The sequence below is a fragment of the Alteromonas macleodii genome (assembly GCF_903772925.1).
GTDB lineage: Bacteria > Pseudomonadota > Gammaproteobacteria > Enterobacterales > Alteromonadaceae > Alteromonas > Alteromonas macleodii_A.
In genome coordinates this window covers 3,556,176-3,582,436 of record NZ_LR812090.1, presented here as the reverse complement: position 1 = coordinate 3,582,436, position 26,261 = coordinate 3,556,176, and the positions used below count along the sequence as shown (strand labels likewise).

Annotated in this window: 18 protein-coding genes; 10 read left to right on the top strand and 8 right to left on the bottom strand. The window is 44.7% G+C overall.

Annotated elements, in window-relative coordinates; genetic code table 11:
• The first annotated feature begins 3 nt into the window (after window positions 1-3).
• The 3 genes from arcB (at window position 4) to PCAR9_RS15400 (ending at window position 4,806) form a co-directional block, all read left to right on the top strand.
• Window positions 4-2,358 (top strand): aerobic respiration two-component sensor histidine kinase ArcB, encoded by a 2,355-nt coding sequence (gene arcB / locus PCAR9_RS15410; protein WP_179984373.1) that lies wholly within the window; start codon window positions 4-6, stop codon window positions 2,356-2,358.
• 169 nt (window positions 2,359-2,527) lie between these two features.
• A complete protein-coding gene (locus tag PCAR9_RS15405) occupies window positions 2,528-3,082 on the top strand; it encodes a PH domain-containing protein (RefSeq protein ID WP_179985255.1) in 555 nt (184 codons plus the stop codon).
• Window positions 3,082-4,806 (top strand): PH domain-containing protein, encoded by a 1,725-nt coding sequence (locus PCAR9_RS15400; protein ID WP_179984372.1) that lies wholly within the window; start codon window positions 3,082-3,084, stop codon window positions 4,804-4,806. Before PCAR9_RS15405 ends, PCAR9_RS15400 begins: the two co-directional genes overlap by 1 nt.
• 83 nt (window positions 4,807-4,889) lie before the next feature.
• Here the strand turns inward: PCAR9_RS15400 and PCAR9_RS15395 are convergent, their stop codons facing one another.
• The gene (locus PCAR9_RS15395) at window positions 4,890-6,098 is read right to left on the bottom strand and encodes an AGE family epimerase/isomerase (RefSeq protein WP_179984371.1); all 1,209 of its coding nucleotides are present in this window, start codon (window positions 6,096-6,098) and stop codon (window positions 4,890-4,892) included.
• An 11-nt stretch (window positions 6,099-6,109) separates the two neighbouring features.
• Complete coding sequence (locus tag PCAR9_RS15390) at window positions 6,110-7,411, bottom strand: MGH1-like glycoside hydrolase domain-containing protein (protein WP_179984370.1); 1,302 nt, start codon at window positions 7,409-7,411, stop codon at window positions 6,110-6,112.
• 194 nt (window positions 7,412-7,605) lie between these two features.
• Here PCAR9_RS15390 and PCAR9_RS15385 point away from each other — a divergent pair, with 194 nt between their 5' ends.
• The 4 genes from PCAR9_RS15385 (at window position 7,606) to PCAR9_RS15370 (ending at window position 14,188) form a co-directional block, all read left to right on the top strand.
• Complete coding sequence (locus PCAR9_RS15385) at window positions 7,606-10,056, top strand: TonB-dependent receptor (protein ID WP_232091228.1); 2,451 nt, start codon at window positions 7,606-7,608, stop codon at window positions 10,054-10,056.
• Between the two features lie 84 nt (window positions 10,057-10,140).
• On the top strand, window positions 10,141-11,712 hold the full coding sequence (locus tag PCAR9_RS15380) for a sodium:solute symporter family protein (protein ID WP_179984368.1): 1,572 nt from the start codon (window positions 10,141-10,143) through the stop codon (window positions 11,710-11,712).
• A 30-nt stretch (window positions 11,713-11,742) separates the two neighbouring features.
• Window positions 11,743-12,975, top strand: coding sequence for a glycerate kinase type-2 family protein (locus PCAR9_RS15375; protein WP_179984367.1), 1,233 nt, complete (start codon window positions 11,743-11,745; stop codon window positions 12,973-12,975).
• A gap of 70 nt (window positions 12,976-13,045) precedes the next feature.
• Window positions 13,046-14,188, top strand: a complete 1,143-nt coding sequence (locus PCAR9_RS15370; protein ID WP_179985254.1) for an ROK family transcriptional regulator — start codon at window positions 13,046-13,048, stop codon at window positions 14,186-14,188.
• Window positions 14,189-14,202: 14 nt separating this feature from the next.
• Here the strand turns inward: PCAR9_RS15370 and PCAR9_RS15365 are convergent, their stop codons facing one another.
• From PCAR9_RS15365 to PCAR9_RS15340, 6 genes are all read right to left on the bottom strand, one after another.
• Complete coding sequence (locus PCAR9_RS15365; RefSeq protein WP_179984366.1) at window positions 14,203-15,453, bottom strand: diguanylate cyclase; 1,251 nt, start codon at window positions 15,451-15,453, stop codon at window positions 14,203-14,205.
• A 120-nt stretch (window positions 15,454-15,573) separates the two neighbouring features.
• On the bottom strand, window positions 15,574-16,755 hold the full coding sequence (prpF, locus tag PCAR9_RS15360) for a 2-methylaconitate cis-trans isomerase PrpF (RefSeq protein WP_179984365.1): 1,182 nt from the start codon (window positions 16,753-16,755) through the stop codon (window positions 15,574-15,576).
• Window positions 16,756-16,766: 11 nt separating this feature from the next.
• A complete protein-coding gene (gene acnD, locus PCAR9_RS15355; RefSeq protein ID WP_179984364.1) occupies window positions 16,767-19,358 on the bottom strand; it encodes a Fe/S-dependent 2-methylisocitrate dehydratase AcnD in 2,592 nt (863 codons plus the stop codon).
• An 18-nt stretch (window positions 19,359-19,376) separates the two neighbouring features.
• Entirely contained in the window at window positions 19,377-20,501 is a 1,125-nt protein-coding gene (gene prpC / locus PCAR9_RS15350) for a bifunctional 2-methylcitrate synthase/citrate synthase (RefSeq protein WP_179984363.1), read from the bottom strand.
• A 254-nt stretch (window positions 20,502-20,755) separates the two neighbouring features.
• Window positions 20,756-21,631 carry a methylisocitrate lyase gene (gene prpB / locus PCAR9_RS15345; protein WP_179984362.1) on the bottom strand — a complete coding sequence of 292 codons (876 nt, stop codon included), beginning with the start codon at window positions 21,629-21,631 and terminating at the stop codon, window positions 20,756-20,758.
• A 65-nt stretch (window positions 21,632-21,696) separates the two neighbouring features.
• Entirely contained in the window at window positions 21,697-22,359 is a 663-nt protein-coding gene (locus tag PCAR9_RS15340) for a GntR family transcriptional regulator (protein ID WP_136781908.1), read from the bottom strand.
• A 793-nt stretch (window positions 22,360-23,152) separates the two neighbouring features.
• Between PCAR9_RS15340 and PCAR9_RS15335 the strand changes: the two genes are divergently transcribed.
• The 3 genes from PCAR9_RS15335 to PCAR9_RS15325 all read left to right on the top strand — a co-directional run bounded on the left by PCAR9_RS15335 (window position 23,153) and on the right by PCAR9_RS15325 (window position 26,254).
• Complete coding sequence (locus PCAR9_RS15335) at window positions 23,153-25,471, top strand: TonB-dependent receptor (protein WP_179984361.1); 2,319 nt, start codon at window positions 23,153-23,155, stop codon at window positions 25,469-25,471.
• 126 nt (window positions 25,472-25,597) lie between these two features.
• The gene (locus PCAR9_RS15330) at window positions 25,598-25,870 is read left to right on the top strand and encodes a hypothetical protein (RefSeq protein ID WP_179984360.1); all 273 of its coding nucleotides are present in this window, start codon (window positions 25,598-25,600) and stop codon (window positions 25,868-25,870) included.
• Window positions 25,871-25,921: 51 nt separating this feature from the next.
• Window positions 25,922-26,254 (top strand): hypothetical protein, encoded by a 333-nt coding sequence (locus tag PCAR9_RS15325; RefSeq protein ID WP_179984359.1) that lies wholly within the window; start codon window positions 25,922-25,924, stop codon window positions 26,252-26,254.
• The last annotated feature ends 7 nt before the right edge of the window (window positions 26,255-26,261 follow it).

The following is a 26,261-nucleotide window of genomic DNA, read 5'->3' as shown; positions in this document are numbered from 1 at the left end:
TACATGCATTCAGATTCACCAAACGATTCTTGGGCAATTCGCTTTGCTCAATTTGTTCAGCGTTTTGGCACTCTCAAACTCAGTATTTTGTTTGTTGTTCTTTCGCTCGTGTTCACGCTAGGCGGTTCCTATGTGATACGCGTTAGTATGGGTAGCCAAGTACAGCCAGATGATTTTATAAGCGCTGTTATTCTTACCATGTTATCGGCCCCTTGGGTGCTCTATTTCTTTAGTGAGTTAATAAAGCAGCTAGAGAATTCCCGTACTAACTTAAAAGAAGTCGTTAGCCAATTAGAGAGCTTACGTGAAGAAGATGTATTTCTTAACCGAGAGCTACAGAGCAATATTCGTCAACTCAACCACGAAATTGAGCAACGTAAACAGGCACAAGAAGAGCGGGAAGCGCTTTTCAAAGATTTAGAGAAAGAAATTCAGGATAAATCTGAGCAAGAGGCCCAAGCGCGTCGTTTATCTACGCTATTACGCTCTATTATTGATGCGTCGCCCGACTTAATTTACTACCGCAATGAAGAGGGTAGGTTTGCGGGCTGCAACCGCATTGCCGAGTTAATGACGGGCAAAACCGAGCAAGAGCTGCTTGGGTTGACACCAAAAGATGTATACGAAGAAGAGCTAGCCCGCCAAATTGTAGCAAGCGATCACGAAGTATTGGAAACCAATGCGAGTATTACAGAAGAACTGTGGCTTCGCTTTGCTGACGGACGTCGTCGTTACTTCGAAATGAAACGCGTGCCTTTCTTCGACAAAGAAGGTAATCGTTTGGGTCTGCTGTCATTCGGTCGAGATATGACAGAGCGTAAACAAGCTGAAAATGCTGCAGCGAAAGCAAGCACAGATAAGACGCGCTTTATAGCGACCATCAGTCATGAACTTCGTACCCCATTAAACGGTATTGTAGGCTTAAGCCGCATGCTACGTGATACCGAGCTAAGCGATGAGCAATTTAGCTGGGTTAGTACGATTTACGCTAGTGCTATTACATTAGGTAACATCTTCAACGATATTATAGACCTCGACAAATTAGACAGAGATAAACTAGAGCTAAGCCTTAAAACGATTTCGCTAAAAGATTTCACAGAAGAATTAAGCAGTATTATTCGCCTGCTAGCAGCAGATAAACAGCTTGAACTGAAGACGACTATTAATGAGCCACTACCGCGTTTAGTGGAAATTGACGGTACCCGTCTTCGCCAAATTTTGTGGAATATCTTATTCAACGCAGTGAAGTTCACACAAAAGGGGCACGTGAGTTTATCAGTATCATCAACTAAACCTGATGGTGATAAAGCTTACGTTACCTTTATCATTGAAGATACCGGTGTGGGTATTCCTGAAAGTGAAATCGATAAGATTTTTGCTATGTATTACCAGGTTGATCACCCCGATCATCAGTCGGCGACAGGCACAGGTATCGGTTTGGCTATTTGTAAGCAAATGGTCGATTTGATGAAAGGTGAAATTCACGTAACTAGTAACGTAGGTAAAGGCACTCGCTTTGAAATTGTGCTGCCGGTTCAAATCTCTAATAGTCCAATGAAGGTTGCTCAGCTTCAAGTGACAGGGCTTAATATCTTGTTAGTAGAAGATATTGAATTGAACGTAATGGTCGCCAAAGCCTTGCTTGAAAAGCTTGGACAGAAAGTCGATGTGGCGATGACAGGGCAAGAAGCTATCGATAAAGCTCGAGAGACGCAGTACGACCTAATTTTGTTAGATATTCAGCTGCCTGATATGACAGGGTTCGACGTGGCAAGTACCTTGATTGAAGAAGACTTGGTCATGCAGACGCCTATTGTGGCGCTAACGGCAAACGTGATTAAAAAACGCGATGAATACTTAGAAAACGGGATGGACGATGTAATTGCGAAGCCAATTAAGAAGTCTCGGGTTATTGAAGTGTTCAACGAGCTGTTCCATGCGCCACCTGCCCCGTTAGAGGTAGACGGCGAAGTAGAGCGCCCTGAACCTAATAAAATATTAAGTAACATTTTAGATATGGACTTGTTACAGATGTTAGTTGATACCATAGGGGATGAAATGGTGCGCGCTAGCGTTAAAGTATTCCAAGAAAAAATGCCTGAATACATGGAAATACTGCAGCTTAGCTTAAGTGCCGATGAAAAGTCTGAAGTGTGCTCACAGGCCCACAAAATTAAAGGTGCAGCTGGCTCTGTTGGCTTAGCTCGCGTACAGCGTATCGCTAATCAAATCCAACAAGGTGATCATCCAACTTGGTGGGAGAACGTGCACGATTGGGTTGAAGAACTGCAAATGGCGGTTCAGCACGATATGAAAGCGCTGCATGATTGGTTAAACGAGCAGCAGGTTGATGACTAGTTTGCGCTATGCGCCTTCTAATGTTTAACAAAAAAGAGGGCTTGCCCTCTTTTTTGTTATAAAAACTGCGGTAGAGTAAACATTGGGTGCGGTGTTGCCAAGTAGTCAAATTGCGCTTTAAACGCGGCAGGCTTATCTTATTTATATAGTGGTAAAAGGAATTAATGTGATGACAATAAGCGCACAACAAGAGACCGTATTTTCAAATAACCAGCTGAGTGTTGAGGAAATTCCCTCACTTCAAACGCTCGCATTACTTCCTATTTCTAAAAAGTACCGAGCGCTAAATATTTTCTCAATTGCATTGATAGCCTTGGTGCTAATAAGTATTGCCACCGTACTACGATTCCAAAGCTTCTGGTCACTGCCTGAAGGACTGTTGCAAGCTTACCCGTATGTGGTTGCAGGTATCGTCGCTTTAGGCTCCGTATGGGCGCTGTACCACTTCTTTGCTGATGTCCGCATATTTTATGCGATTCGAGAGCAAGACATCAGCAAACAGTCAGGGCTAATTTTTAGAAAGCTTTCGTGTCAGCCTATATTGCGTGTTCAGCACGTTGAAGTTAACCGCGGGCCGTTCGATAGATGGGCGGGTCTTGCTTCTCTTCAGGTGTTTTCGGCCGGCGGAGAAATGCATACCTTTGAAATACCCGGGCTAAGTATTGAGAGGGCTGAGCAGTTACGTGAATTTATACTTGCTCACAAAGATATTGGTGCTCGCTAATGACCGCGCCTGAATCGTTTTCAAGCCAGACGCCAGATGTTGCTAGAGCAGGAGACTGTGAGGCCAAAGTTAATGTGGATGTGTCGCATCAAACTCATGAAGCGGGTATTACAGAACCACAGCTAAAAGTTGAGACTGGCGGAGAGTGGCAGCGCCTCTCTCTTATTTCTATTCTGTATTTTACCGTTCGTAATTTTACTGCCTCGGCACAAGTACTTATTTACACCATTCCCGCCTTAGCCATATCGTTTAATATTTGGGATAACCTGCTGTCGCCTGAAGTGCTCATCGGTGCCGGTATCCTTTTCTTATCTACGAGTGGCAGCGGTGTAATAAGCTTTCTAATGTACAAATTTCGCGTGCACAACCAACACGTTGAGATTCATCATGGCGTGTTTCAGCGCCGCTATACCAACTTACCTTTGTGGCGCATTCAAAACGTAAAAATAGAACGTCCTTTTTATTATCGCCCGTTTGGATATGCGTTGGTGGTTCTTGATACGGCGGGAAGCGGTAAAGAAGAAGCTAAGATAGTGGCCGTGCCGGAAGACTATGCTGAAGCGCTAAAAAAACAGGTGTTGTATGAAAAAGCTCATCACGACGTTGGCGATATAGATGAGCTAGCCGGTGAGGACCTTTCTGATAGTGAATTGGCTGACGGAAGTTCGACTTCACGCATACGAAGCACGAGTAATAAAGCTGCAAGTAACGCCCATACAACTGAAGAAGTATTAAATCGCCGGTCTGTTAAAGACATTATTATTCACGGCATCACTAACAATCGCGTGTGGATCATACTGGGTGCAGCCGCGCCTTTTTATGATGATGTGTTTGGGGTTGTGTCAGAGTGGTTAGCCGATAAGGGCTTGCAGCTTAATCAGCTGGTTGGTGAGCAAACGGTAGCCTGGTGGCAATTTGGACTGTATGCCTTCGTTATCCTAATGATGCTTATGGCGTTAGTGGCGCTACTTAGCGTAGGCGGCGCTCTTTTTACGTTCTATGGCTACACGCTTTCCAGAGCGGGAGACCGCTATATTCGTCGAAGCGGCTTGCTTAATAAGCTGGAAGTCAGCATGCGAGCATCACGCATTCAAATGATTACGGCGAAGCAAGATTGGCTTGATAAAATACTAAAGCGGGTCAATTTGTATTTTGAGCAAAACTCTACGGCTGGGCAGCAAATGCAAGAATTGATGTCGCCAAATAAACTCATTGTGCCATCGGTCACTGAAAATGAAGCCTTCGAACTTAGCCAAGAAGTAATGGCGGGATGTGACCTTAGAGGCCAAAGTTATCAAACTATCAGTAAGCGGTTTATTAGCTTTTGGTTACTTGCCGTTTGGACGTTGCCAGTTGTTGCTTTTTTCACATTGGGAGCCGTCACTTCCCATTTAGACATTATGATTGGTGCAGTTACTACTTTTATCTCTGTAGCGCTTTTGCTGACACTCAGGTGGTGGCGATGGGGGATAGCCTACGATAATAAGTACGTTTACATAAGAAAAGGTCGAATAGGTGTCGACTATCAGTGTTTCGAACCTTATAAAGTACAGCAAGTGATTATTAAGCAAAGCGTGTTTATGAAGCGTAATAAGCTTGCCACGATAAAATTTGTGCTGGCTTCAGGAGCGGTGACGGTACCGTTTTTACCAGAGGGATACGTCGATAAACTAGCAGATAGTGTACTGTTTGAAGTGGAATCTACCAGAAGGTCTTGGATGTAAATGGGTTTATGTTGTTAAAGTTTAAATTGAAATAAGAAGTGCCGCATCAAAGTTAAGCGGCACTTCTAATAGCTCTGTTTCGGTTAGCTTTGGTAAAAGCTTAATGCATCCATTACGTCGTAGCAGGCGCCCATAGTATGGTAGTCTGTTTTACCTACGGGGCTTTTGGTTTCTTCAAGCTTATCGTTATTCGCAGACAAAATCCTGAACCAGGCGCCGAATTGGTGGTCAACCATGTGTTTCCACGAATAACCCCAAATCCTGTCATACCACTGCCAATATTCCTCGTTACCAGTAGCGAGGGCTAAGCGCGCAGCACAGGCAAAAGATTCAGCTTGAACCCAAAAGTATTTTTCGTCATCACAGATACTATTGTCTGGTGCAAAGCCGTAGTATAAACCACCGTTTGTGTCGTCCCAGCTTAACTCAATTACGGAGTCAAATAACGAGCGGGCGCGTTCAATTAACCAATCTTGTGGTTCATATTGGTGAATTTGTAACAAAAGCTTTGACCACTCAGTATGATGGCCTGGTTGAAAACCCCATGGACGAAATAGGTTTTTAGGATCATCTTTGTTGTAATCCCAATCTACTTCCCACGTCTTCGTATAGTGCTCCCAAATTCGGCCATCAGCTTTATTCGCCTGTCGAATAGTGATGTTTTTAGCGAGTTCTAAAGCGCGTGTAAGAAACGGTTTATGACTGGTTGCTTCGTAAGCTGCAATTAGCGCCTCGCAGCTATGCATGTTTGCATTTTGCCCACGATAGTCACTGCATTGTGAAAAATCAGCATTAAATTCGTCTCTGTATAATCCGAATTCGCTATCCCAGAAGTGCCTTTCCATGAGAGAAAATGTATCGTGGATATACTGCTCCGCCTCTTTTACCCCAGCGCGAAGTGCCCAGCTATAGGCTAAGATGACAAACGCTAAACCGTAACAATGGTTGGTAGCATCAGTAATTGTGCTTTCCATTTCATCAACAGAGAGCGTCCATGCATATCCCTTTGTGTCTTTTTGCAAATGATGGTCGCGTAAAAACTGAATGCCAGATTCGACGCGTTTCTTATGTTCGCTATCGCCATAGGCTAAGTAAGCTCTTGCATAATTAAATACAAATCGGGTTGAGCTTACCAAGTGGCGAGTTTGTTTGTCATAAACACTGCCATCATCCATAAAGTTTTGGTGAAAACCACCCGACGGGGCGTCAACATTTGGCTCATAAAATGCCAGTATGCTTTTTATGTGTGAATTTAAAAATTCTTTGGACGAAAAATTGGGTTCAGAAAGCATGATATAACTCCTTAACCTTTTTTCACTGTGTTAGGTAAAAGCCAGTACAGCGCCATAGCCGCAGTCCAAGAAAAATCAGCTCCGCCACTGCGCGCGCCAGTTTCTGCATGGAACGATTCGTTGAACCCGCTTGTATAAATACAAGCACGACTACCTTCTGTGATTCGCTGCGCTTGTTGCGAGAAACCATACTCTTCTAAGCCTAACACTATCATCCAATTTATATGAATCCAGATAGGGCCGCGCCAGTAGCGTTGAGGCTCGTAGTTAGGATCTTCGGGGTGGGTCGATGAAATAGCGTATTCGCTATGCTTAAGCCACTTATCTAACTCATTAATTAGTAAGTCAGTTTGATGCTCGCCAACAAGACCTGCGAAAAACGGCAATAGTCCGGCAGATGTGCGTGCTTTACACATTGAATTGCTTCGGGTGTCAAAACTATGAAACATATTAGTTTCGGCGCACCAAAGCTTGTTAATTGCACCTTCAGTTAGGTTGAGTCTTTTCTCAAGATAAGCCGTTTTTTCGTTACTCACGCCTATCTTTTCACATATAGAGAGCAAATCTTTCGTTGCGCGGTGCAGAATCGAGATGATGCTTACATCATTTACGCGATAAGGGCAGTCTTGATAAATTAATGTATCGTCAAAATTCATCTTGCGGAAAAAGTCGACAAGGTATAAGAAGCGATCATATTCTTTTTTGTGTGGGCGCTCAGAGGCATCAATATGACTTGTGTCGCGACGCGTATATTCCCAGTCAACACAGGGCACTGCCTCTAAAGCGGCATCCCACGCGGGGCTGTTGTCCATTCCTGATTCCCAGGGGTGATAGCTTACTACTAAACCAGTATTTTCCGGATCTCGTTGTTTGTACCACCACAAGTGGTAATCAATAAGCTGTGGAACCACCGACTTAATTTGGTCTTCTGCTAGTTCACGGTCTTTAGTTTCTTCAAAAAGTAATTTGATTACGGTAGCTAGGACAGGGGGTTGCGTTATAGATGTACTATCAGGCGTGTTTTTTACACCCCAAATGTCCGGGCCAGGAAAATAGGTATCAGAGTGTTTATGAAAAACAACATGAGGCACCATTCCTGACTTCCATTGTGCACTGAGTAATGACGTTGTTTCTTCCCAAGCTCTAGGCTCGTCAAAGGGAAGCCAACCTAACGCTACTATAGCTGAGTCCCAATTCCACTGAAAAGGATACAACCCGTGCGTAGGCACCGTATAGCCTCCAAGGTCGTTCTTAATTAGCGTTGCTTTCGCTTCCTCAATGAGTTGCTCATCACGTTTATCTATATTTGTCATTGGTTATTACCCAGTATGAGTTTTTGATTTGGCAATTATTACACAAAAATTTAAAAATAAAACCCATTTTGGGTTGATAGTAATAATTTTGTGTTTTATTGTAAATGGGAAGTTAATCGGAAGGTGCCATGTTCGGCAGTGTGTTAAGCCCTACTACAGCACTCAATAAAATTACAAACGGTTGGAGATACACAGTGAAAAAGTTACTTCTTGCAACGACGATTTCGTCATTATTAGCTGGAAATGCAATCGCTCAGGACGCCGCAGAAACTGATAGTGATCAAGGCGCAAAAGCTGAGAAAGATTATGAACAAATCGTTGTTACGGGCACCAGTCGTGCTCGCTTGGTAGCAGAGACACCGCAATCAACTACATCTATGGGCGCGCAAGAAGTAGCGAAACTATCAATGAGCAGTCAAGCCGATGTACTTCGATATGTGCCAGGGATAAAAGTAGAAGGCGGCGGCGGTGAAGTTGCAACTAACTTGCAGGTACGAGGTTTGCCGTCATCAGGACAGTTTCAATTTACGCCTTTACTTTATGATGGCTCACCCACTTTGAGTGCGTTTGGTCTGAACTCATCTGCATACGATGTGTACTTTAGAAACGATTTAGGTATTGAGCGAGTTGAGTTTGTACGCGGTGGTGTATCCAACCTATTTGGTCAAGGTTCTGTTGCAGGAGTTATTAACTACCTTTCTAAGAAAGGGTCCGAACTTTCGGAGAGTACAGTTCAACTAGAACTGTCTGACAACAATCGCAAGCGTTTAGATTTCGCGACAAGTGGTCCTCTAAACGAAAAAGGCATGTATTACGCTATGTCTGGTTTTTATCGTTATGATGAAGGTCCTATTGATACGGGGTTGCCTACTGAAGGCTACCAGGTTCGCGGCAACATCCATAAAGAATTTGATGATGGCAGTGGCTACTTCACTATTTACGGGCAAGCGATAAACGATGAAGTACAGTTTTTTCTACCCATCCCGCTAGATGCCCAAAGCCGTGAGCGTGTTGCAGGAAATGACGGCAGAGAAGTCGAGTCTACGCAAACGTTTTATGCTTCTGGATTGTCTTACGAGACTGCAGATGGACGCTATCGTACGCCTATCGAAGAAGGTGTAGCAACAAAAGGAGGCTCTATTTCAATGGAGTTCTCAAAAGATTTAGGTAACGATTATAGCGTTCTTGCCCGTGCAAAATATGCTAGTTACGACCATCAGTTCAACTTATTCCTAGACGGTGACGGCATCATCAATGTGCCGGAAACACAAAGTGAATATTTAGCAAACCGCGGGCTTGATGAGCTAGGCAGTGCGGCATTTACCTATGCTGGCACCGATGTCGCTCTTCCAGAAGGCGACTTATTATTTGCAAACCGTATTCTAGATAGAGATAGACCCGCTACAGATTTCTCATCTGAACTTAATATTGTTAAGTACCTTGATATTGGTGACTTTTCTCACAGCATTACGGTAGGTACGTTTTTCTCAAGTAGTGAAGCTGAAGATAATAACGTTATCACGCGCTATCTAGGCGAGTTTAATAACCAAGCACGTCTAGTCGATTTATCGATTACCGATGCAGACAATAATAGCGTAATAGTCAGTCAAAACGGCGTAACAGGCCCGGGTATCAGTTTCTCTGATACTACTATCTCTGCTCGAAGAAATGCTTTTTACATTGCTGATCAAATGCAAAGTGACGACTGGATCATTGACGTTGGTTTACGCTGGGAAGAGATAGACGGCACAATTACACGAGAAGGCAGTCAAACCGTTGTCGTGAATGACGACCCTGCGCTTTACGAAGACTTGCAGCTAAACGTTACAGGAAACGGCGCGTTAACTCACGGTAAGGTAGATAACTCAGAATTAGCCTTCTCAATAGCAGCACTCTATAAGCTTACTGATAACGTTAACGTATATGCTAACTATTCTAGAGGATTTTTCTTCCCTGAACTACGCGGCGTTGCATTTGACCCGAACGGTCAACCTGGAAGTTATGAAAGCGAAATTGTTAAGCAGGCTGAAATAGGTACTAAATTCTTCCTGGATGATTTTATCGGTACTGTAGCATTGTTCAAAACAGATCTTGAGGATAGACGTTCTGTTGACTTCGTTAACGATGAAAATGGCGTAGCAGTTGAAGTGCCCGTTTTTCAGTCGACAGAAGCTTATGGTGTTGAAATTGTTGGTAGTTACAACATCACCGATGACTTAATTTTTGACGCTAACTTTACCTACACTGATCATGAATTTACTGAGTACGATTCAGATCCTTCTGTGATTGGTAACGAGTTAAGAAGAAAGCCGAATGTGATGTTTAACTCTGCTTTGCGCTACACGTTAGACGACTGGGATATTTCTTTTTACCACAACTACCACGGTAAAAACTTCACTAATGACGCAAATTCTGTTGAGTTAGACGATTTTCACGTATTTCGCTTAGACACAGGCTATACATGGGCACTAGGCCAAGGTGAGCAACTTCGTGCAAGTATTGCTGTGTGGAATCTATTCGATTCAGATGGTATTACTGAAGGGTCTCCTCGTCTGGGTAATAGTCAAACGGCAGGTGAATCTTATTTTGTAGGTCGCCCTATATTACCGCGCCGTGTGTCTTTGCGTTTGCGTTATGATTTCTAGTCGACGTTGACACTCCCCCTCGCTGATGGCTCTTAACGGGGCTATCAGCTTTTTATTTCGCGACTTGAATAATAAGAACAGCATATGAATTTTTTAGATTATATTGTAGTGATAGGTTACCTTGGCGCTTTGCTGTATATGGGGTTCGCCTTAAGGCAGCAAGAAGACAAGGGTGATTATTTTCTCGGTGGCAGAACGTTAGGGTGGAAACCCCTAACACTTTCAGTAATGGCCACACAGCTCTCTGCAATTAGCTTTATTTCTGCTCCCGCTTTCGTTGGTTTGAGAGATGGAGGCGGAATGATTTGGCTGTCTTATGAGTTGGGCATTCCTATTGCCATGATCCTACTGCTAGGTACTATCCTCCCATCCCTGTACAAGTCAGGCGTAGTCAGCATATATGATTACTTAGAGCAAAGATTTGGACGTTTAACTCGCGTTTTAATAAGTATTGTTTTCCAATTTAGCCGTGCATTTGCGACGGGTATCATGATTTATGCAGTATCGATCATTTTGCAGGGCACTATGGGCATTGAAGCGTGGCAAGCCGTGGTGCTTACAGGCATTATTACGGTGCTTTATTCGCTACAAGGCGGTATGAAAGCGGTGGTTTATGCTGATGCCATACAAATGGTTATAATTGTGCTGGGCACCATCGCGTGTATCGTCATCGGGCTTCATGCACTTGGCGGCTTTGACGCACTGGTAGAACAGGCTCCAAAAGAGCGTCTAACCGCAATAGATTTTTCTTCGCTGGGTTTTAGTGGCGATGGCTTCGGCTTCTTCCCGATGCTGTTTGGTGGAATTGTTCTCTACGCATCCTATTATGGCTGCGACCAAACCCAGGCACAGCGTGCGTTATCAGCAAGAAACGAGAATGACCTTCGAAAAATGATTGTCGCCAACGGAATTATTCGTTTTCCTATAACATTGTTGTATTGTTTTTCTGGATTAATTGTTGGCACACTTGCACTTACCAACACCGACTTTTTCAGTAAAATTCCTGCTGATAACCCTGACTGGTTAATGCCGACTTTTATCCTAAATTACCTACCGCATGGGTTAATAGGGCTATTAATTGTTGCTATCTTGTCTGCCGCTATGTCTTCCTTAAGCTCAGCTATCAATTCTTTATCGGCGGTTACCGTTGAAGATTATTGTCGTATAACTGATACGGAACTTGAGCACAAAAGCTATCTACGTGTTGCTAAAATAACAGGTTTGATATGGGGTGGCGTTACGCTTGTTCTTTCTCTGTTTGCAGGAAATATTGCGCCAACAATAATTGAAGCTATCAATAAAGTTGGCTCTGTTTTTTATGGGCCTATACTTGCGCTCTTCTTACTTGCCGTAGCAAGTAAAACGCTAAGCGGACGACACGTTAATTTAGGTCTCATTGCAGGCGTGGGCACAAACATTATTATTTGGCTATTTGTTCCAGACATCTTTTGGTTCTGGTGGAATGTCATCGGCTTTGTTGTTACCTGCGTGGTATCAATGGTAGCGCGTACTGCATGGCCCTCATCAGTATCTTCACATGATACTAAAGCACTTGTTTTCCACTCTATTCTCACTAAGAGCGACATTTTCATATTGTTGGGCTTTTTTGTCCTGATGCTAAGTGTGTGCTTACTTCTTCCTTCACTATTTTCATAAGGGTCCTTTGGACCCTTTCAGAGGTTTCTAATGAGTAAAACATTTCTTTTATCTTTGTATGAAGAAGCGGTAAGAGTCAGCAAACCTAGACACTGTTTGCCCAGTTATTTTTCATCGTTTGATAGGAATCAGCGAGTATGTATTTTAGGCGCAGGTAAAGCGGCAGCAGATATGGCCGTTGAGGCCTATAATTACTTCGGCGCTAACGCTTATGGTTTGGTGGTGACTCGCTATGGCTATGAAAACACACAACCCACAGGTAATATCGAGGTTCGCCTTGCTGCACACCCAGTTCCCGATGAACATAGCGTAGAAGGTGCTAAAGCATTATTGTCTTTGGCATCTAAGGTAGAGCCTTCCGAAGACGTTATTTTCCTTATTTCCGGCGGCGGGTCGGCACTTGCTTGTGCTCCGCCAGAAAACATCTCGCTGGATGAGAAACTCGCACTACACAAGTTCTTGTTGCGAAGTGGTGCAAGCATTGAGGAAATGAATACAGTAAGAAAACATGTTTCCGTCATTAAAGGGGGAAGGCTTGCCGCAGCGTCAAAAGGGAAAAATACCAGCTTAGTTATTTCAGATGTTGTTGGTGATGACCCTGCTTTTATTGCCTCTGGATTAACGGTTCAAGACAACACAACGCCTGAAGACGCACTGGCTATTCTCGATAAATATGGGTTTAGCGAAGCATCTTGTATTCGCAATTACCTAAATCAGGCTTTGCCGCTTCCGAAAGTTTCAGGTGATTACAAATTGGTGGCTAATGCGCAAAGTGCAATTGATGCAGCTGTTGAGAAAGCGAAAGCGGCAGGTTGGGACACCGAGATTATTAGCTACACAGAAAGAGGGGAGGCGCAGACAGTTGCCGAACGTCACGCAGAGATTGCGCTTGAATACAAGAAAAGAGGCAAACCAATTCTATTATTTTCAGGCGGAGAACTTACCGTGACCTTAGGTGACTCGCAAGGTGAGGGCGGGCCAAACCAAGAATATCTCATGGCACTCGCTCGTGCGCTTAATAGCGAGGTAGGCATAAGCGCACTGGCGGCCGATACTGATGGTGTTGATGGTAGTAAAGACGTTGCTGGTGGATACATAGATGAAAATACACTAGCGATGGCGTTACAAGAAAAGTTAGATATTGATGAATTGCTAAAAGAACACGACAGCTTTGGATTCTTTGACCGTTTAAATTCGCATATTAAAATAGGCCCAACACGAACAAACGTAAACGATTTCAGAGTAATTTCTGTTTTATCTTAGTGGGATCTCAAACATCAGTTACGTATAATAAGCCTAGCTTACCTTGGAATCGTTGAAACTAATATCTATGCTGACATCGGCGAAAAACAATCATATGTTACGTGGTGCTTTTGCGCTAGGTAAGGGCGATAAACTTCTTCAAGACAATCCAAAAGCGATAGTAAAAGAAGTGTTTTGGACCCACGGTATTACGCAGCGCGCAATTTCCAATGCCACAAAAATACCTCAGCAAACCGTCTCTCGTTTGGTTAATACACTTATTGAAGATGATCTTATTAGAAGCGTTGCTGGTTCAGGTAAAGCGTCGGCAGGTTTAGAGCCAAACCCTGCTTACGCATATTGCTATGGTTTATCAATATTGCTTGATGCGATATCCATTGCCTTGATGAATTTCAAAGGTGAAGTGGTCGCTACCCGACATATTGAGTTAGACGATATGGGTATTGCCTCTGTTCTCTCTAAAGCCGAATCAGAAGTTCAAGCAATGTCAGTTGAGCATAATATTGACAGCGGTCGAGTACTCGGCATTGGTGTTGGAATTTCTGGTTTCTTTAGTTCAAATGATGGAAAGATGAATACGCACCATGCAATTGAAGAATGGGCTGATATCAATATTGCAGATACCGTAGCAGATACATTTAATTTACCTACTTGGGTAGTAAACGATGGAACAGGTGCGGCAGCTGGAGAGGGTATTGCGGGTGTAGGAAGGAAGTATAAAAATTTTGTCTATTTCTTCGTATCCAGTGCCTTTGGAGGTGGCTTGATTAATAACGGTGACATGATTCGAGGCACCCACGGTAATGCTGGGGAGTTAGGCGATATGCTACCAGCTAAACTGTATAGCCACCCAAATCTACAGTTACTTGAGCGTATATTGTTAAAGCACGGTGTAGAAGTGCCATCCTTGTATCGCTTAAACGAAACGTTTGATCCTGAATGGCCAGGTGTTGATGAATGGATCTATAAGGTACAAGACTCCTTCGACTTAGTTGCTACGGCGAGCTCTGCGTTACTTGATAGCCAAGCCATTATAATTGGTGGTCATATACCTACTAAATTGGCACAAAAAGTCATTCCCAGAATTGATGTGTATGCACAATTTAGGCGAGGCGCTAAACGCCCAATGCCGGAAATTGTTTGTGCTGGAGTAACTGACTGCCCGGTTGCAGTAGGAGCGGCGACGCTACCAATAAGAGATTGGTTTCTTTAATGCCCCGCGGGTTTTCAAGAGACTTTTTGCTGTAAATCCCTCAAAATAATCTGATCTTTGCCCGCGTGCTTAGCTTCATATAAGCGCGCGTCGGCTTTTTCTAACTGCGACTCTAAACATTTGTGCTCTTCAGTACTCACACCGATACTGCACGTAATGTTAAATTTGTGACTGGTAAACAGCGTAGTGCGAACTGCATCCATAAATGCTGAAAGCGCCGATAAATACACCTTGGGCGGCCTCACCGATACCACCGTAAATTCTTCGCCACCGTAGCGCACAATTAGGTCATCAGGGAAGTAATCTTTCAGTAGCGCAGCGAATTCCTGCAGTAACATATCTCCGGTTTTGTGACCATATGTATCGTTCACGCTTTTGAAATTGTCGGCGTCAATCATAGATACAATAACGTCTTTTCTAGACCTACTATTGGCGAAAAGCTCCTCCGCTTTTTCGTGTAGAAAACGTCGGTTATACACTTTGGTCAATGCATCTAAGTTCGCCGAGTCACGAATGGTTTGAATCATTTCTTGGGATTCAAGGTTTTGCATTACGCGGCAGTAAAATTCTTCGTGATAAAACGGCTTGGACAAAAAGTCATTAGCGCCGCTTTTAATAAATTTAGAAGTAAGCACGCTGTCGCCGGTGGCAGAAAGACCAATAAAGACTAAATCTTGCATCCGCCGTTCGTGGCGAATAGTTTTAACAAGCTCATAGCCATCCATATTGGGCATTCTATGATCTGCTATCACCATTTTGATATCGCGATGATTTTCAAGCACATCTAGGGCTTCTAAGCCGTCAGTGGCTTCATGTACTTGAAACTGGAATTTGCGAAGTAATGAGCAAATATGGTTTCGACTGGTTTTTGAGTCCTCAACAACAAGTACTTTTGTGGTTAGGTTTTTTCTTAAGCGGTCGACTAATTTAGAAACTTGTAGGTAGGAGTAACGAGATTCTTTTGTAATGTAGTCCAGTACGCCTTGATCTAATAATTGAGCTCTAGTGAACTCGTCAAAGTTGCCGGTCAGAACGATTGTTGGAACGTTGTGTGAAAGTGCTAGTTCTACACTTTCTCCGTTTGGTGCATCAGGGAGATTCAAGTCAACGATGGCGGCTAAGTAGTCGTTGTCACTATCAAGAGCACTCTGCGCTTCGGCTAAGTCCTCACATAAGTCACAGGTAAAGTGAGGGTTATCCTCAATAAGTTTATTAACGATCTTACGAACAGTTAAGCTGTCTTCTACTACAAGAACTTTATACATGTGAACTACTCTAGGCACTTAAGTCTTGATAATAACTAACTGAAAAAGAAAAAGCCCTCTGTTAGAGGGCTTTTTAGACTTATGTCTAAATAAGATGTGTCTTATATTATGTACGGTTAATCAGCTTTGTTCACACGGAATACGAACATTGCCTTCCATTAAAACACGGGCACTTCTGCTCATCACCGCTTGCTCGATTTTCCACCTGTCGTTTTCAAAAGTAGCTTTAGCGCCTACACGAAGTGTTCCCGATGGGTGCCCAAAAGTAACCGATTCTCTGTCTTTGCTACCTGCGGCAATATTCACCAAAGTTCCTGGAATGGCGGCAGCGGCGGCAATAGCTACTGCTGCTGTGCCCATCATTGCATGGTGAAGTTTCCCCATAGATAATGCACGTACTAGTACGTCTATGTCGGAACCCAAAATATCTTTGCCGCTTGACGCTTTATAACCTCTTGGAGGAGCGACGAAAGCGACCTTAGGTGTATGTTGCCTGTTTGCAGCTTCACCTACATCTTTAATTAGCCCCATTTGGACCGCGCCGTATGCACGAATGGCTTCGAACTTGGAAAGCGCCTCTGCATCACTGTTTATGTCGTCCTGCAGCTCTGTACCTGTGTAACCAACATCTTCTGCATTAACGAAAATAGTTGGAATACCCGCATTGATCATAGTCGCCTGCAGTGAACCAAAACCCGGTACTTCAAGCGTGTCGACTAAGCGTCCAGTGGGGAAAATAGCGCCTTCACCGTCGGCTGGGTCAACAAAAGCTACCTCTACTTCTGCGGCAGGGAAAGTAACTCCGTCTAACTCAAAGTCGCCAGTTTCTTGAACTTCACCATTAGTCATTGGTACTTTTGCAATTATGGCTTTGTTGATATTCGCCTGCCAAATGTTGACGGTGGCAATGCCGTTTTCCGGAATCTTACTTTCATCAACTAAGCCATTGCTAATAGCAAATGCGCCAACGGCTGCGGTTAGATTTCCACAGTTTCCACTCCAGTCTACGAAAGGCTTGTCGATAGCGACTTGTCCAAACAGGTAGTCAACATCAAAACCTTCACGTTCACTCTTGCTTAAGATCACTGTTTTGCTAGTACTCGAGGTAGCACCGCCCATACCGTCAGTTTGTTTACCGTATGGATCTGGGCTTCCGATAACACGAAGAAGCAGGGCATCGCGCGCCGGCCCCGGCTTTTGTGCAGCCTCAGGCAAGTCAGATAAGTTAAAAAATACACCTTTGCTAGTACCGCCACGCATGTAGGTAGCCGGCACTCGAAGTTGTGGCGCATACTTTGTCATGTTTTTTCCCCTCAGCTAGCTTCTGCTTCCAAGAAGTCCTTGGCGAAGCGTTGTAATACGCCGCCTGCGCTGTAAATTGAGACTTCTTCACCTGTATCTAAACGACAGGTTACGGGCACTTCTAGTTGCTCACCGTTTTGACGGTTTACTACTAGCGTTAGCGTTGCTCCTGGTGACGGTTCGCCGCTTACGTCGTAGGTTTCTGTTCCGTCTAGCTCAAGGGTTTTACGCGTTGTGCCCGGCTTAAACTCAAGCGGTAATACGCCCATACCAATCAGGTTGGTGCGGTGAATACGCTCAAAGCCTTCTGCCACAATTACCTCAACACCAGCAAGACGTACGCCTTTGGCTGCCCAGTCTCGTGACGAGCCCTGACCGTAGTCAGCGCCGGCTACAATAATCAGCGGCTGTCTGCGGTTCATGTAGGTTTCAATAGCTTCCCACATGCGCATAACTTGTCCTTCTGGCTCAACTCGCGCCAGTGAACCTTGCTTCACTTCACCGTTTTCAAGCACCATCTCGTTGAACACTTTCGGGTTCGCAAGGGTAGCGCGCTGTGCGGTTAAATGATCGCCTCGGTGGGTGGCGTAGGAGTTAAAGTCTTCTTCCGGTAAGCCCATTTTTGCTAAGTATTCACCTGCGGCACTGCTGGCTAAAATAGCGTTTGAAGGCGACAAGTGATCGGTGGTGATGTTATCTCCCAAAATAGCCAGCGGGCGCATACCTTTCATGGTGCGTTCAGCATCCATCGCGCCTTCCCAGTAAGGCGGGCGGCGAATGTAGGTGCTCATTTCACGCCAGTCGTAAAGCGGGTTAATGTCTTTTCCGTAGTCAACGCTAAGGTCGAACATTGGCTCGTACACTTTTCTGAAATGCTCTGGCTTCACCGACTTCGCTACAATAGCGTCAATTTCCTCGTCGCTTGGCCAAATGTCTTTAAGGGTTACCGGGTTGCCGTCTTTGTCTGTGCCTAGTACATCCTTTTCAATATCAAAACGAACAGTACCGGCAATGGCGTAGGCCACCACCAATGGCGGTGATGCCAAGAATGCTTGCTTTGCGTAAGGGTGAATACGGCCATCGAAGTTACGGTTACCCGACAACACTGCTGTGGAGTAAAGGTCGCGGTTGATGATCTCTTGCTGAATTTTAGGGTCTAGCGCGCCGCTCATACCGTTACAGGTAGTACACGCAAAGGCAACCACGCCAAAGCCTAAATCTTCCAGCTCGCTCATCAGGTTAGCTTCTTCAAGATACAGCTTAACGGCCTTAGAGCCTGGTGCTAGTGAGCTTTTCACCCACGGCTTGCGAGTCAAGCCACGTTGGTTAGCGTTGCGCGCAAGCAAACCTGCCGCAATTACATTGCGCGGGTTCGAGGTATTAGTACAGCTGGTGATAGCTGCGATAATAACCGCGCCATCAGGCATTTTGCCTTCCTCTTCGATCCACTTCGCTGCTATACCGCGACTTTCTAAATCGCTGGTAGGTAAACGTGCGTGTGGGTTAGACGGGCCCGCCATGTTACGACCTACAGAGGACAGGTCGAAAGTAAGCACCCGCTCGTACTCGGCGGTTTCCAAGTCATCAGCCCATAAGCCAGTATGCTTGGCATACTGCTCAACAAGTGCAATTTGCTTTTCCTCACGACCTGTTAGGCGTAAGTAATTAATGGTTTGCTGGTCAATGTAGAACATAGCCGCGGTGGCGCCATATTCCGGTGTCATGTTCGAAATGGTTGCGCGGTCGCCAAGCGTTAGGTGCGATGCACCTTCACCGTAAAATTCTAGATACGCAGATACTACACGCTCTTTACGCAAGAATTCAGTCAGCGCTAACACGATGTCGGTCGCGGTAATTCCAGGCTGTGGTTTGCCCGTTAGCTCAACACCTACAATGTCAGGTAATCGCATATACGACGCACGGCCCAGCATAACGCTTTCAGCTTCAAGACCGCCCACACCCACAGCAATAACGCCAAGCGCATCAACATGCGGCGTGTGGCTGTCTGTACCTACTAAAGTATCAGGGAAGGCTACGCCGTCTCGCGCCTGAATAACCGGCGACATACGCTCCAAGTTTATTTGGTGCATAATGCCGTTACCCGGTGGGATAACATCAACGTTTTTGAACGCGGTTTTTGTCCAGTTGATAAAGTGGAAACGGTCGTCGTTACGTCTGTCTTCGATAGCACGGTTCTTTTCAAACGCGTCTTTCTCGAAACCAGCATGCTCTACAGCCAATGAGTGATCCACAATCAACTGTGTTGGAACAACGGGGTTAACCTTCGCCGGGTCGCCGCCTTTTGCGGCAATAGCATCGCGAAGGCCTGCTAAATCGACAAGTGCCGTTTGCCCTAAGATGTCATGACACACTACGCGAGCAGGAAACCACGGAAAGTCTAAGTCGCGTTTGCGATAAATCAGCTGTTTAAGCGAATCGGTTAGCATTTCAGGTGCGCATTTGCGCACCAAGTTCTCAGCCAGTACACGTGAGGTGTAAGGTAGCTTGGCGTAGGCGCCAGGCTCAATAGTATCTACCGCTTCTCGGGTATCGAAAAAATCGATCCCCGCGTTTGGAAGCGGTTTACGGTAATCTATATTCATAAAACCTTAACCTCAGCCTTATGCGCGTTCGCTGATAGCAGGCACTGGGCGTAGTTCTTCGCCTGTGTATTCTGCTGACGGACGAATAATACGGTTGTCAGCGCGCTGTTCCATAACGTGTGCCGCCCAACCAGTTAGACGAGACATTACGAAGATTGGTGTGAACAACTGCGTAGGAATACCCATGAAGTTATACGCAGAGGCATGGAAGAAATCGGCGTTACAGAAAAGCTTCTTCTCGCGCCACATCACTTCTTCACAGCGAACAGACACAGGGTAAAGCACGTCGTCACCCACATCAGCAGCCAGTTTTTCAGACCATTGCTTGATAATTTCGTTACGCGGATCAGACTCAGAGTAGATAGCGTGACCAAAGCCCATGATCTTCTCTTTGCGTTCAAGCATGCCCATCATTTTTTCTTCAGCATCATCGGCAGAGGTAAAACCTTCAATCATTTCCATGGCTGCTTCGTTAGCACCACCGTGAAGCGGGCCGCGAAGTGAGCCAATAGCACCGGTCACGCAAGAATGCATATCAGATAAGGTTGATGCACAAACACGAGCGGTAAAAGTAGACGCGTTGAATTCATGCTCTGCATATAGAATTAGCGATACATGCATGACTTGCTCATGAAGTTCACGTGGCTTTTCGCCATGAAGCATATGTAGGAAGTGACCACCGATTGAATCGTCATCGGTTTCAACATCTACGCGCACGCCATCGTGCGAGAAGCGGTACCAGTAACAAATAATGCTAGGGAAACATGCTAACATGCGGTCCGTAACGTCTTGTTGCTGGTCGAAGCTGGTTTCCATTTCAAGGTTACCTAGCATTGAACAGCCCGTGCGAAGTACGTCCATTGGGTGGGCATTTTTCGGAATGCGCTCTAGCACTTCTTTGAGTGCTGTTGGAAGGCCGCGCATGCCGCGAAGTTTAGTTTTATATGCGTCTAGCTCAGACTGATTAGGTAGCTTGCCCTTAAGAATAAGGTACGCCACTTCTTCAAATTGACAGTTTTGCGCTAAGTCTTTTACGTCGTAGCCACGATACGTTAAACCAGAACCTGATTTACCTACGGTTGATAATGCTGTTTTGCCTGCAACTTGGCCGCGTAAACCCGCGCCACTTAACTGTTTAGCCATCTTGTTGTCTCCGGTCTTGTATAATTTGTAAGGTACTTAAAAGTCTGCTCAAAAATAAACGGTGTAGGTTACAGCTCTGAGTCGGCTCGAGGCTCCGATAAAACAGGGCGGTGCACAGTGCGATACCCCTTTGAGGCATGGATGCCGAAACGGAGCCCCCATGGATGGGTTCACGGCGTGGTAACGCCCTGCGTATCGCTCCCGATCCAATGGTGCCTTGCACCCCACTCATTTACAGCTGTGTCGTATTAATTCTAATTTTTGCCTTCTGCGAATAGGGCATCTAGCTTTTGTTCGTACTCGTGGTAGCCAAGGTAATCGTACAGTTCCATACGCGTTTGCATGCTGTCGACAACGGCTTTTTGGTCGCCGTTTTCAAGTATAGATTTGTACACCATTTCTGCCGCTTTATTCATTGCACGGAATGCACTTAGCGGGTAAAGCACCATGTCGGCACCCCATTCACCAAGCTCTTCTTTGTTCCACAGTTCGGTTTTGCCGAACTCAGTAATGTTGGCCAGAATAGGTACGTCCAATGCTTCAGCAAATGCACGGTAGTGCTCTTCGGTTTGTACTGCTTCTGCAAATATGCCGTCAGCACCTGCTGCAACATAGGCTTTTGCGCGCTCAATTGCTTTTTCTAAACCTTCTTGTGCAAACGCGTCGGTGCGCGCCATGATGAAAAAGTCGGGGTCAGTTCGGGCGTCAACTGCAGCTTTAATGCGGTCTACCATTTCTTCTGTGCTAACAATTTCTTTGTTAGGACGGTGACCACAGCGTTTTTGTGCAACCTGATCTTCCATATGTACTGCTGCTGCACCGGCTTTTTCCATATCGCGAATGGTTTTAGCAATATTAAATGCACCGCCCCAGCCTGTATCGATGTCTACCATTAGCGGAAGATCGCATGCGCTGGTAATTCGCTGAACGTCTGCAATCACATCATTGAGTGACGTCATGCCTAAGTCGGGTAGGCCGTAAGACGCATTCGCTACGCCGCCACCTGATAAATATATAGCTTGGTGCCCAATAGCCTTTGCCATCATGGCGGTGTAGGCGTTAATGGTGCCGACAATTTGTAGCGGTTTGTTGTTCTGTAATGCGGTTCTGAATTTCTTTCCTGCACTCATGATAATCACTCGCTTATTTGAAAGTAGGGTAGAGGTGAAATAGGTATGAAGAAAACTTTGTGGTGTTAGCCATTATTAAGCTTCTTCTCAATATTGTTTTTTGAATAAAGAATATGGCGACGCATTAACATTTCAGCCAGTTCCTCGTCGCGATTAGCGATGGCATTTACAATGTGTCTGTGCTCATCAAACGCAGTACTCACACGAGGGCCAGCCATACCGAGCTGCACGCGATACATGCGCACTAAATGGTAAAGCCCGTCTACAAGCACACTGATGAGATGATCATTCTTACTGCCAGTTACAATTCGGTAGTGAAAGTCTACATCGCCGGCTTCTTGGTAATAGCTTTGGCCGTCTTTTACTTTGTCGAAATGGCTATCTAGCAGCGCCTGCATATCTGCAATCTCATCATCGCTCATGTTGCGCGCAGCTAAGCGGGCGGCCATACCTTCTAGTGCTTCGCGCACTTGGTATAGCTGAATTAGGCCTTCTGGAGACAGTGCAACCACGCGAGCACCTACGTTAGCTTTACGTTCTACTAGGTGACAGGTGGCTAGACGGTTTATGGCTTCACGTATAACAGCGCGACTTACTTCATACTTTGTCGACAATTCCATTTCGCTTAGCTTACTGCCTGCGGGAATGACGCCTTCAACAATATCTTTCCTCAATTGAAAGAAAGTGCGGTCGGCATTGGTGATGGCTTGTTCGCTTTTTACTAACACTGTATAGAATCTTAAAATGACTAATGTCGACAATATATGCCTGTTTAGGTGGTTTTTCAACAGTAATGTAGTTTAATTGTCGACAAAAGGGTTGAGGAGGCGGTTTTATAGTGACGCTGCAAGGTTGTGTTCGACATGACTTTAGCAAGGTAGATAGGTATAAACGAGTAAACTCTGAATGAACCCTATCATTTGAACTAAGCATGGGTAGCTTTATGCCGCTTAGCGAAATACGGAGATAATCTATTGACCAAGCTGCAAAGTCGAACGCCATTGTACAAAGGCAAAATTAACTTCTATTAAGTTGGTGAAAGTTTGTCCGTTTGGTCTAGGTGTTAAATGAATTTTTGTAGTGAATTTTGTAGCTGAGTGAGTTGATTACCTATTTGATATTTAGATTTTTTTAATTGGTTTTAGTGTTCTTATTTTCGGATGCTCAATTTAACCAATTAGTCTAATTTTGAAATGTTATTATAGTAAAAGTGTAATATTTTACTTTGCAAGATCGCAATCTAACGGTAACATATCGTTCCAGTCTTCAAGCCTAAATTCATCTACTGAGTTTTAGAGGACTGGGAAAGTATTTACTACTTTTAAAGCAGAGTTTTATTGAAAGTAAGTTTGTAATGTTTTATTGCGACTTACTTTTTTATTGCCTGTAATCCAGTATTAGCACAAGGTTATGTGTGCCTCTTAGTTCAGTGAGTTTAGTCTTTCAAGGTTCCAAAGAAGAACTTGAAGCAGCCTATAACAACAAATTTATACCTAACACTCACGCAAAAGGGGTTACACCATGAAATCCAATACTGACGTGTCTAAGACACTCGCCAGTAAGCTTTCACCTGTCGCACTAGCAGTAGCGATGACCGTTCCAGCTCTTTCAAACATTGCCGTTGCTCAAGAGGCTGAAGCAACTGAAGAACAACAGTTTGAAGCCATTACCGTTACCGCGACAAAACGCCCTCAAGTTATTTATGAAGTGCCAATTGCCATCAGTGCTTTTGACGGCGATAAGCTAGCTGACCAAGGTATAACAGATCTAACAGACGTTGGTAAGTTCGTACCAAACCTAAACGTAACAGGTTTCTCTGCTGGGCACACATCGTCAGTTAACCCGTTTATTCGTGGAATCGGTCTTCAAGATCACCTTATAACTACTGACCCTGGTGTAAGTGTTTATGTTGATGGTGTTTACCTAGGCCGCCAAGTTGGTCAAAACTGGAGCCTTAACAACATTGAACGTATCGAGGTACTTCGTGGTCCTCAAGGTACCCTGTACGGTCGTAACTCAATTGGTGGTGCAATTAACATCATCACCAAAGAGCCAGACCAAGGCGATGTAACTAAAATCAATACTGAATTTGGTACACGCGGTCGCGTTAAAGCTGACCTTTTTGTTAATCATGCTTTATCAGAAACTGTTGCGTTCAACATGAATTTGGCATTCAACAAGCGCGATGGTCTTGGCGAATTCATTAACGTGCCAAATGCTGAATACGATGTAGGTGAGACTGAAGATATTTCAGGTCGTGTTTCACTTAAGTGGGAGCCTTCAAATGACTTCCGTATGGTATTAACTGCAGACGCTAACAATGGCGATGGCGGCCTTCGTCCGTACACTGTGCTTATTGATGAAGTGCCAACGGGACGTTATTACACAGGGATAGATGGTAATGGCGACCCTATTCCAAGCGGCCCGTTGAGAAACACAGATGTTATTCCAGCTGGTACAGACCGTTATGATAATGCGACTAGTACTGAAGCAGTTACGGGCGTGTCAAACGAAGCACGCGGCCTCTCATTAACTACTGAATGGGATATCAACGACGACTACACGGCGAAAGTGGTAGCGAGCCAGCGTACGTCGAAGTACAAAGCAGGTCTTGACGATGACGGCACGGCGTTCTCATTAGACCAGTTCCCCGAGCGCGGCGAAGCCGATCAAACATCAATCGAACTACAGCTTAACGGCTATATCAACGAATATACTGACTTTGTAACCGGTCTTTACTACTTTAACGAAGAGGGGAGTAACCGCCAGGGTGACGATTCTAACTTTAATGGCGGCCCGAACCTTTTACAACTTGACCAGGAAACTACTTCAAAAGCTGTGTATTTAAACATGCGTCATGACCTCACTGATGATCTAAGTGTTTCTGGTGGTATTCGCTACACAGAAGACGAAAAAGACGCGTCTGCAAATGTATTTGGACCTTTAGGTACAATTTCCGATTCAAACGATTGGAACGAAGTAACGTGGGAACTTGCCACTAACTATACGTTTGATAATGGCCTAACTGGTTACGCTACTATCCAGACTGGTTATCAAGGTGGCCAATATCCTGCTCGTCCATACTTCCTTATCAGTGAGTTCGCCGATGAAGGTGGTTTCGATGCGTTGGGGAGTGGTGACCAAGTTGCTTTAGAGGCAGCTGTAAATGCGGTAGTTTCTGATAATGACTTTAAAGCAACAGATAATATAACTGCGACAAACTACGAAATTGGTTTAAAGGGTCGATTCACCGAGTATCTTGATATGAGTATCTCGATATTCAACACCGAGTATGAAAACCTACCAGTACAGTTTAGTGAAACAACCGAAAGCGGCTTTATTACACGCGTCATTCCTACCGAACAAACTTCTAGAGGTATTGAGTGGGATGGTACCCTTAGTCTTGGGCAGTTCTCACTCCAAGGGAGTGTTGGCTTTATCGACGTTGACGTAGATGAAGTTGTAAATAGTGACGGTGCTATTCTGGCTGATGTTGCGCCTCTTACACCTAAGTGGACAGTAGCTATTGCACCAAGTTACGAGTTCGAACTTGGTGACGGTAGTTCGATTAGAGCTCGTATAGACTATTCATGGCGCGATGACATGTATGGAGAGCCTTTGTCTGCGCCTGAACGGATGACGAAGCTAGAGAGCCGAGAGCTAGTGAACTTTGACATTGCTTATACACCAGCAAATGATGCGTATACCGTAGCGCTTTATGGTCGAAACATTTTTGATGAGCGTTATGATAACGCGCGTTTAAATACGAACGACTACATCCTGCAAATTCTAAGCAACGACGCAAGCGAGTTCGGTGTTAGATTTTCAACTGAATTCTAGTAGCTACAACGAGTTACAATTTAAAAGCCAGTCTAAAGACTGGCTTTTTTTTGCTTATTTTTTCTTGTTTTATATTCATTATTAGCATAGTTTTAAAACTGTTCTAAAAATGCTCAGCAACTATTTATGAAAGTGAAAGCACTTTACGGTATTGGTTTTTTTGTTGTTAATATGCTTTTGTCAGGGTGTACCTACACGGTGTATTTACCCGACGATGAAGATATAAACGCGAAGAAAAACGGCAAGGTTGCAGTTGCTAAACCTGAATTTAGTAACCAATGTCGTTATAGCGGAAACGGTGAGTATGGTGCGTGCCCAACGTTAAATAGTGAAATGGTTGGAACATCGTGTTCTTGTCCAACACCTTCAGGGCAGATTATGGGAACGGTGTCGAAATAGAAGACGTGCTTTTGTAGTAAGTAGGGCCTTTCAATCATACGGAGATGGAGCGTGGGATTGTTTACCAGTTTTAAGAAATCGCGGTTAGAAAGAAAGTTTAAGAAAAATGAGTGGGTAATCATTCAGCCTATTCCGTTCTCTCAATTCGAACAACTTATCGTAGAGCATGTAGACGCAGGTTGGGAAATTGAGGATGACTATGAACGACTTGCTGAAACCACAGCTAAATGGCAGTGTGAATTACGCAAAGGTACCAGCATTTTAACTTGCATATGGACTGCAAAGCAGCAAGGAATTATCTACGGTCCCGAGCGAGTGCTTACCGGTTTGTCTGAAAAGCTAAACATACCGACCTCTGCGACAGTTGCTACTACCTGGTTTTGAGTTATTG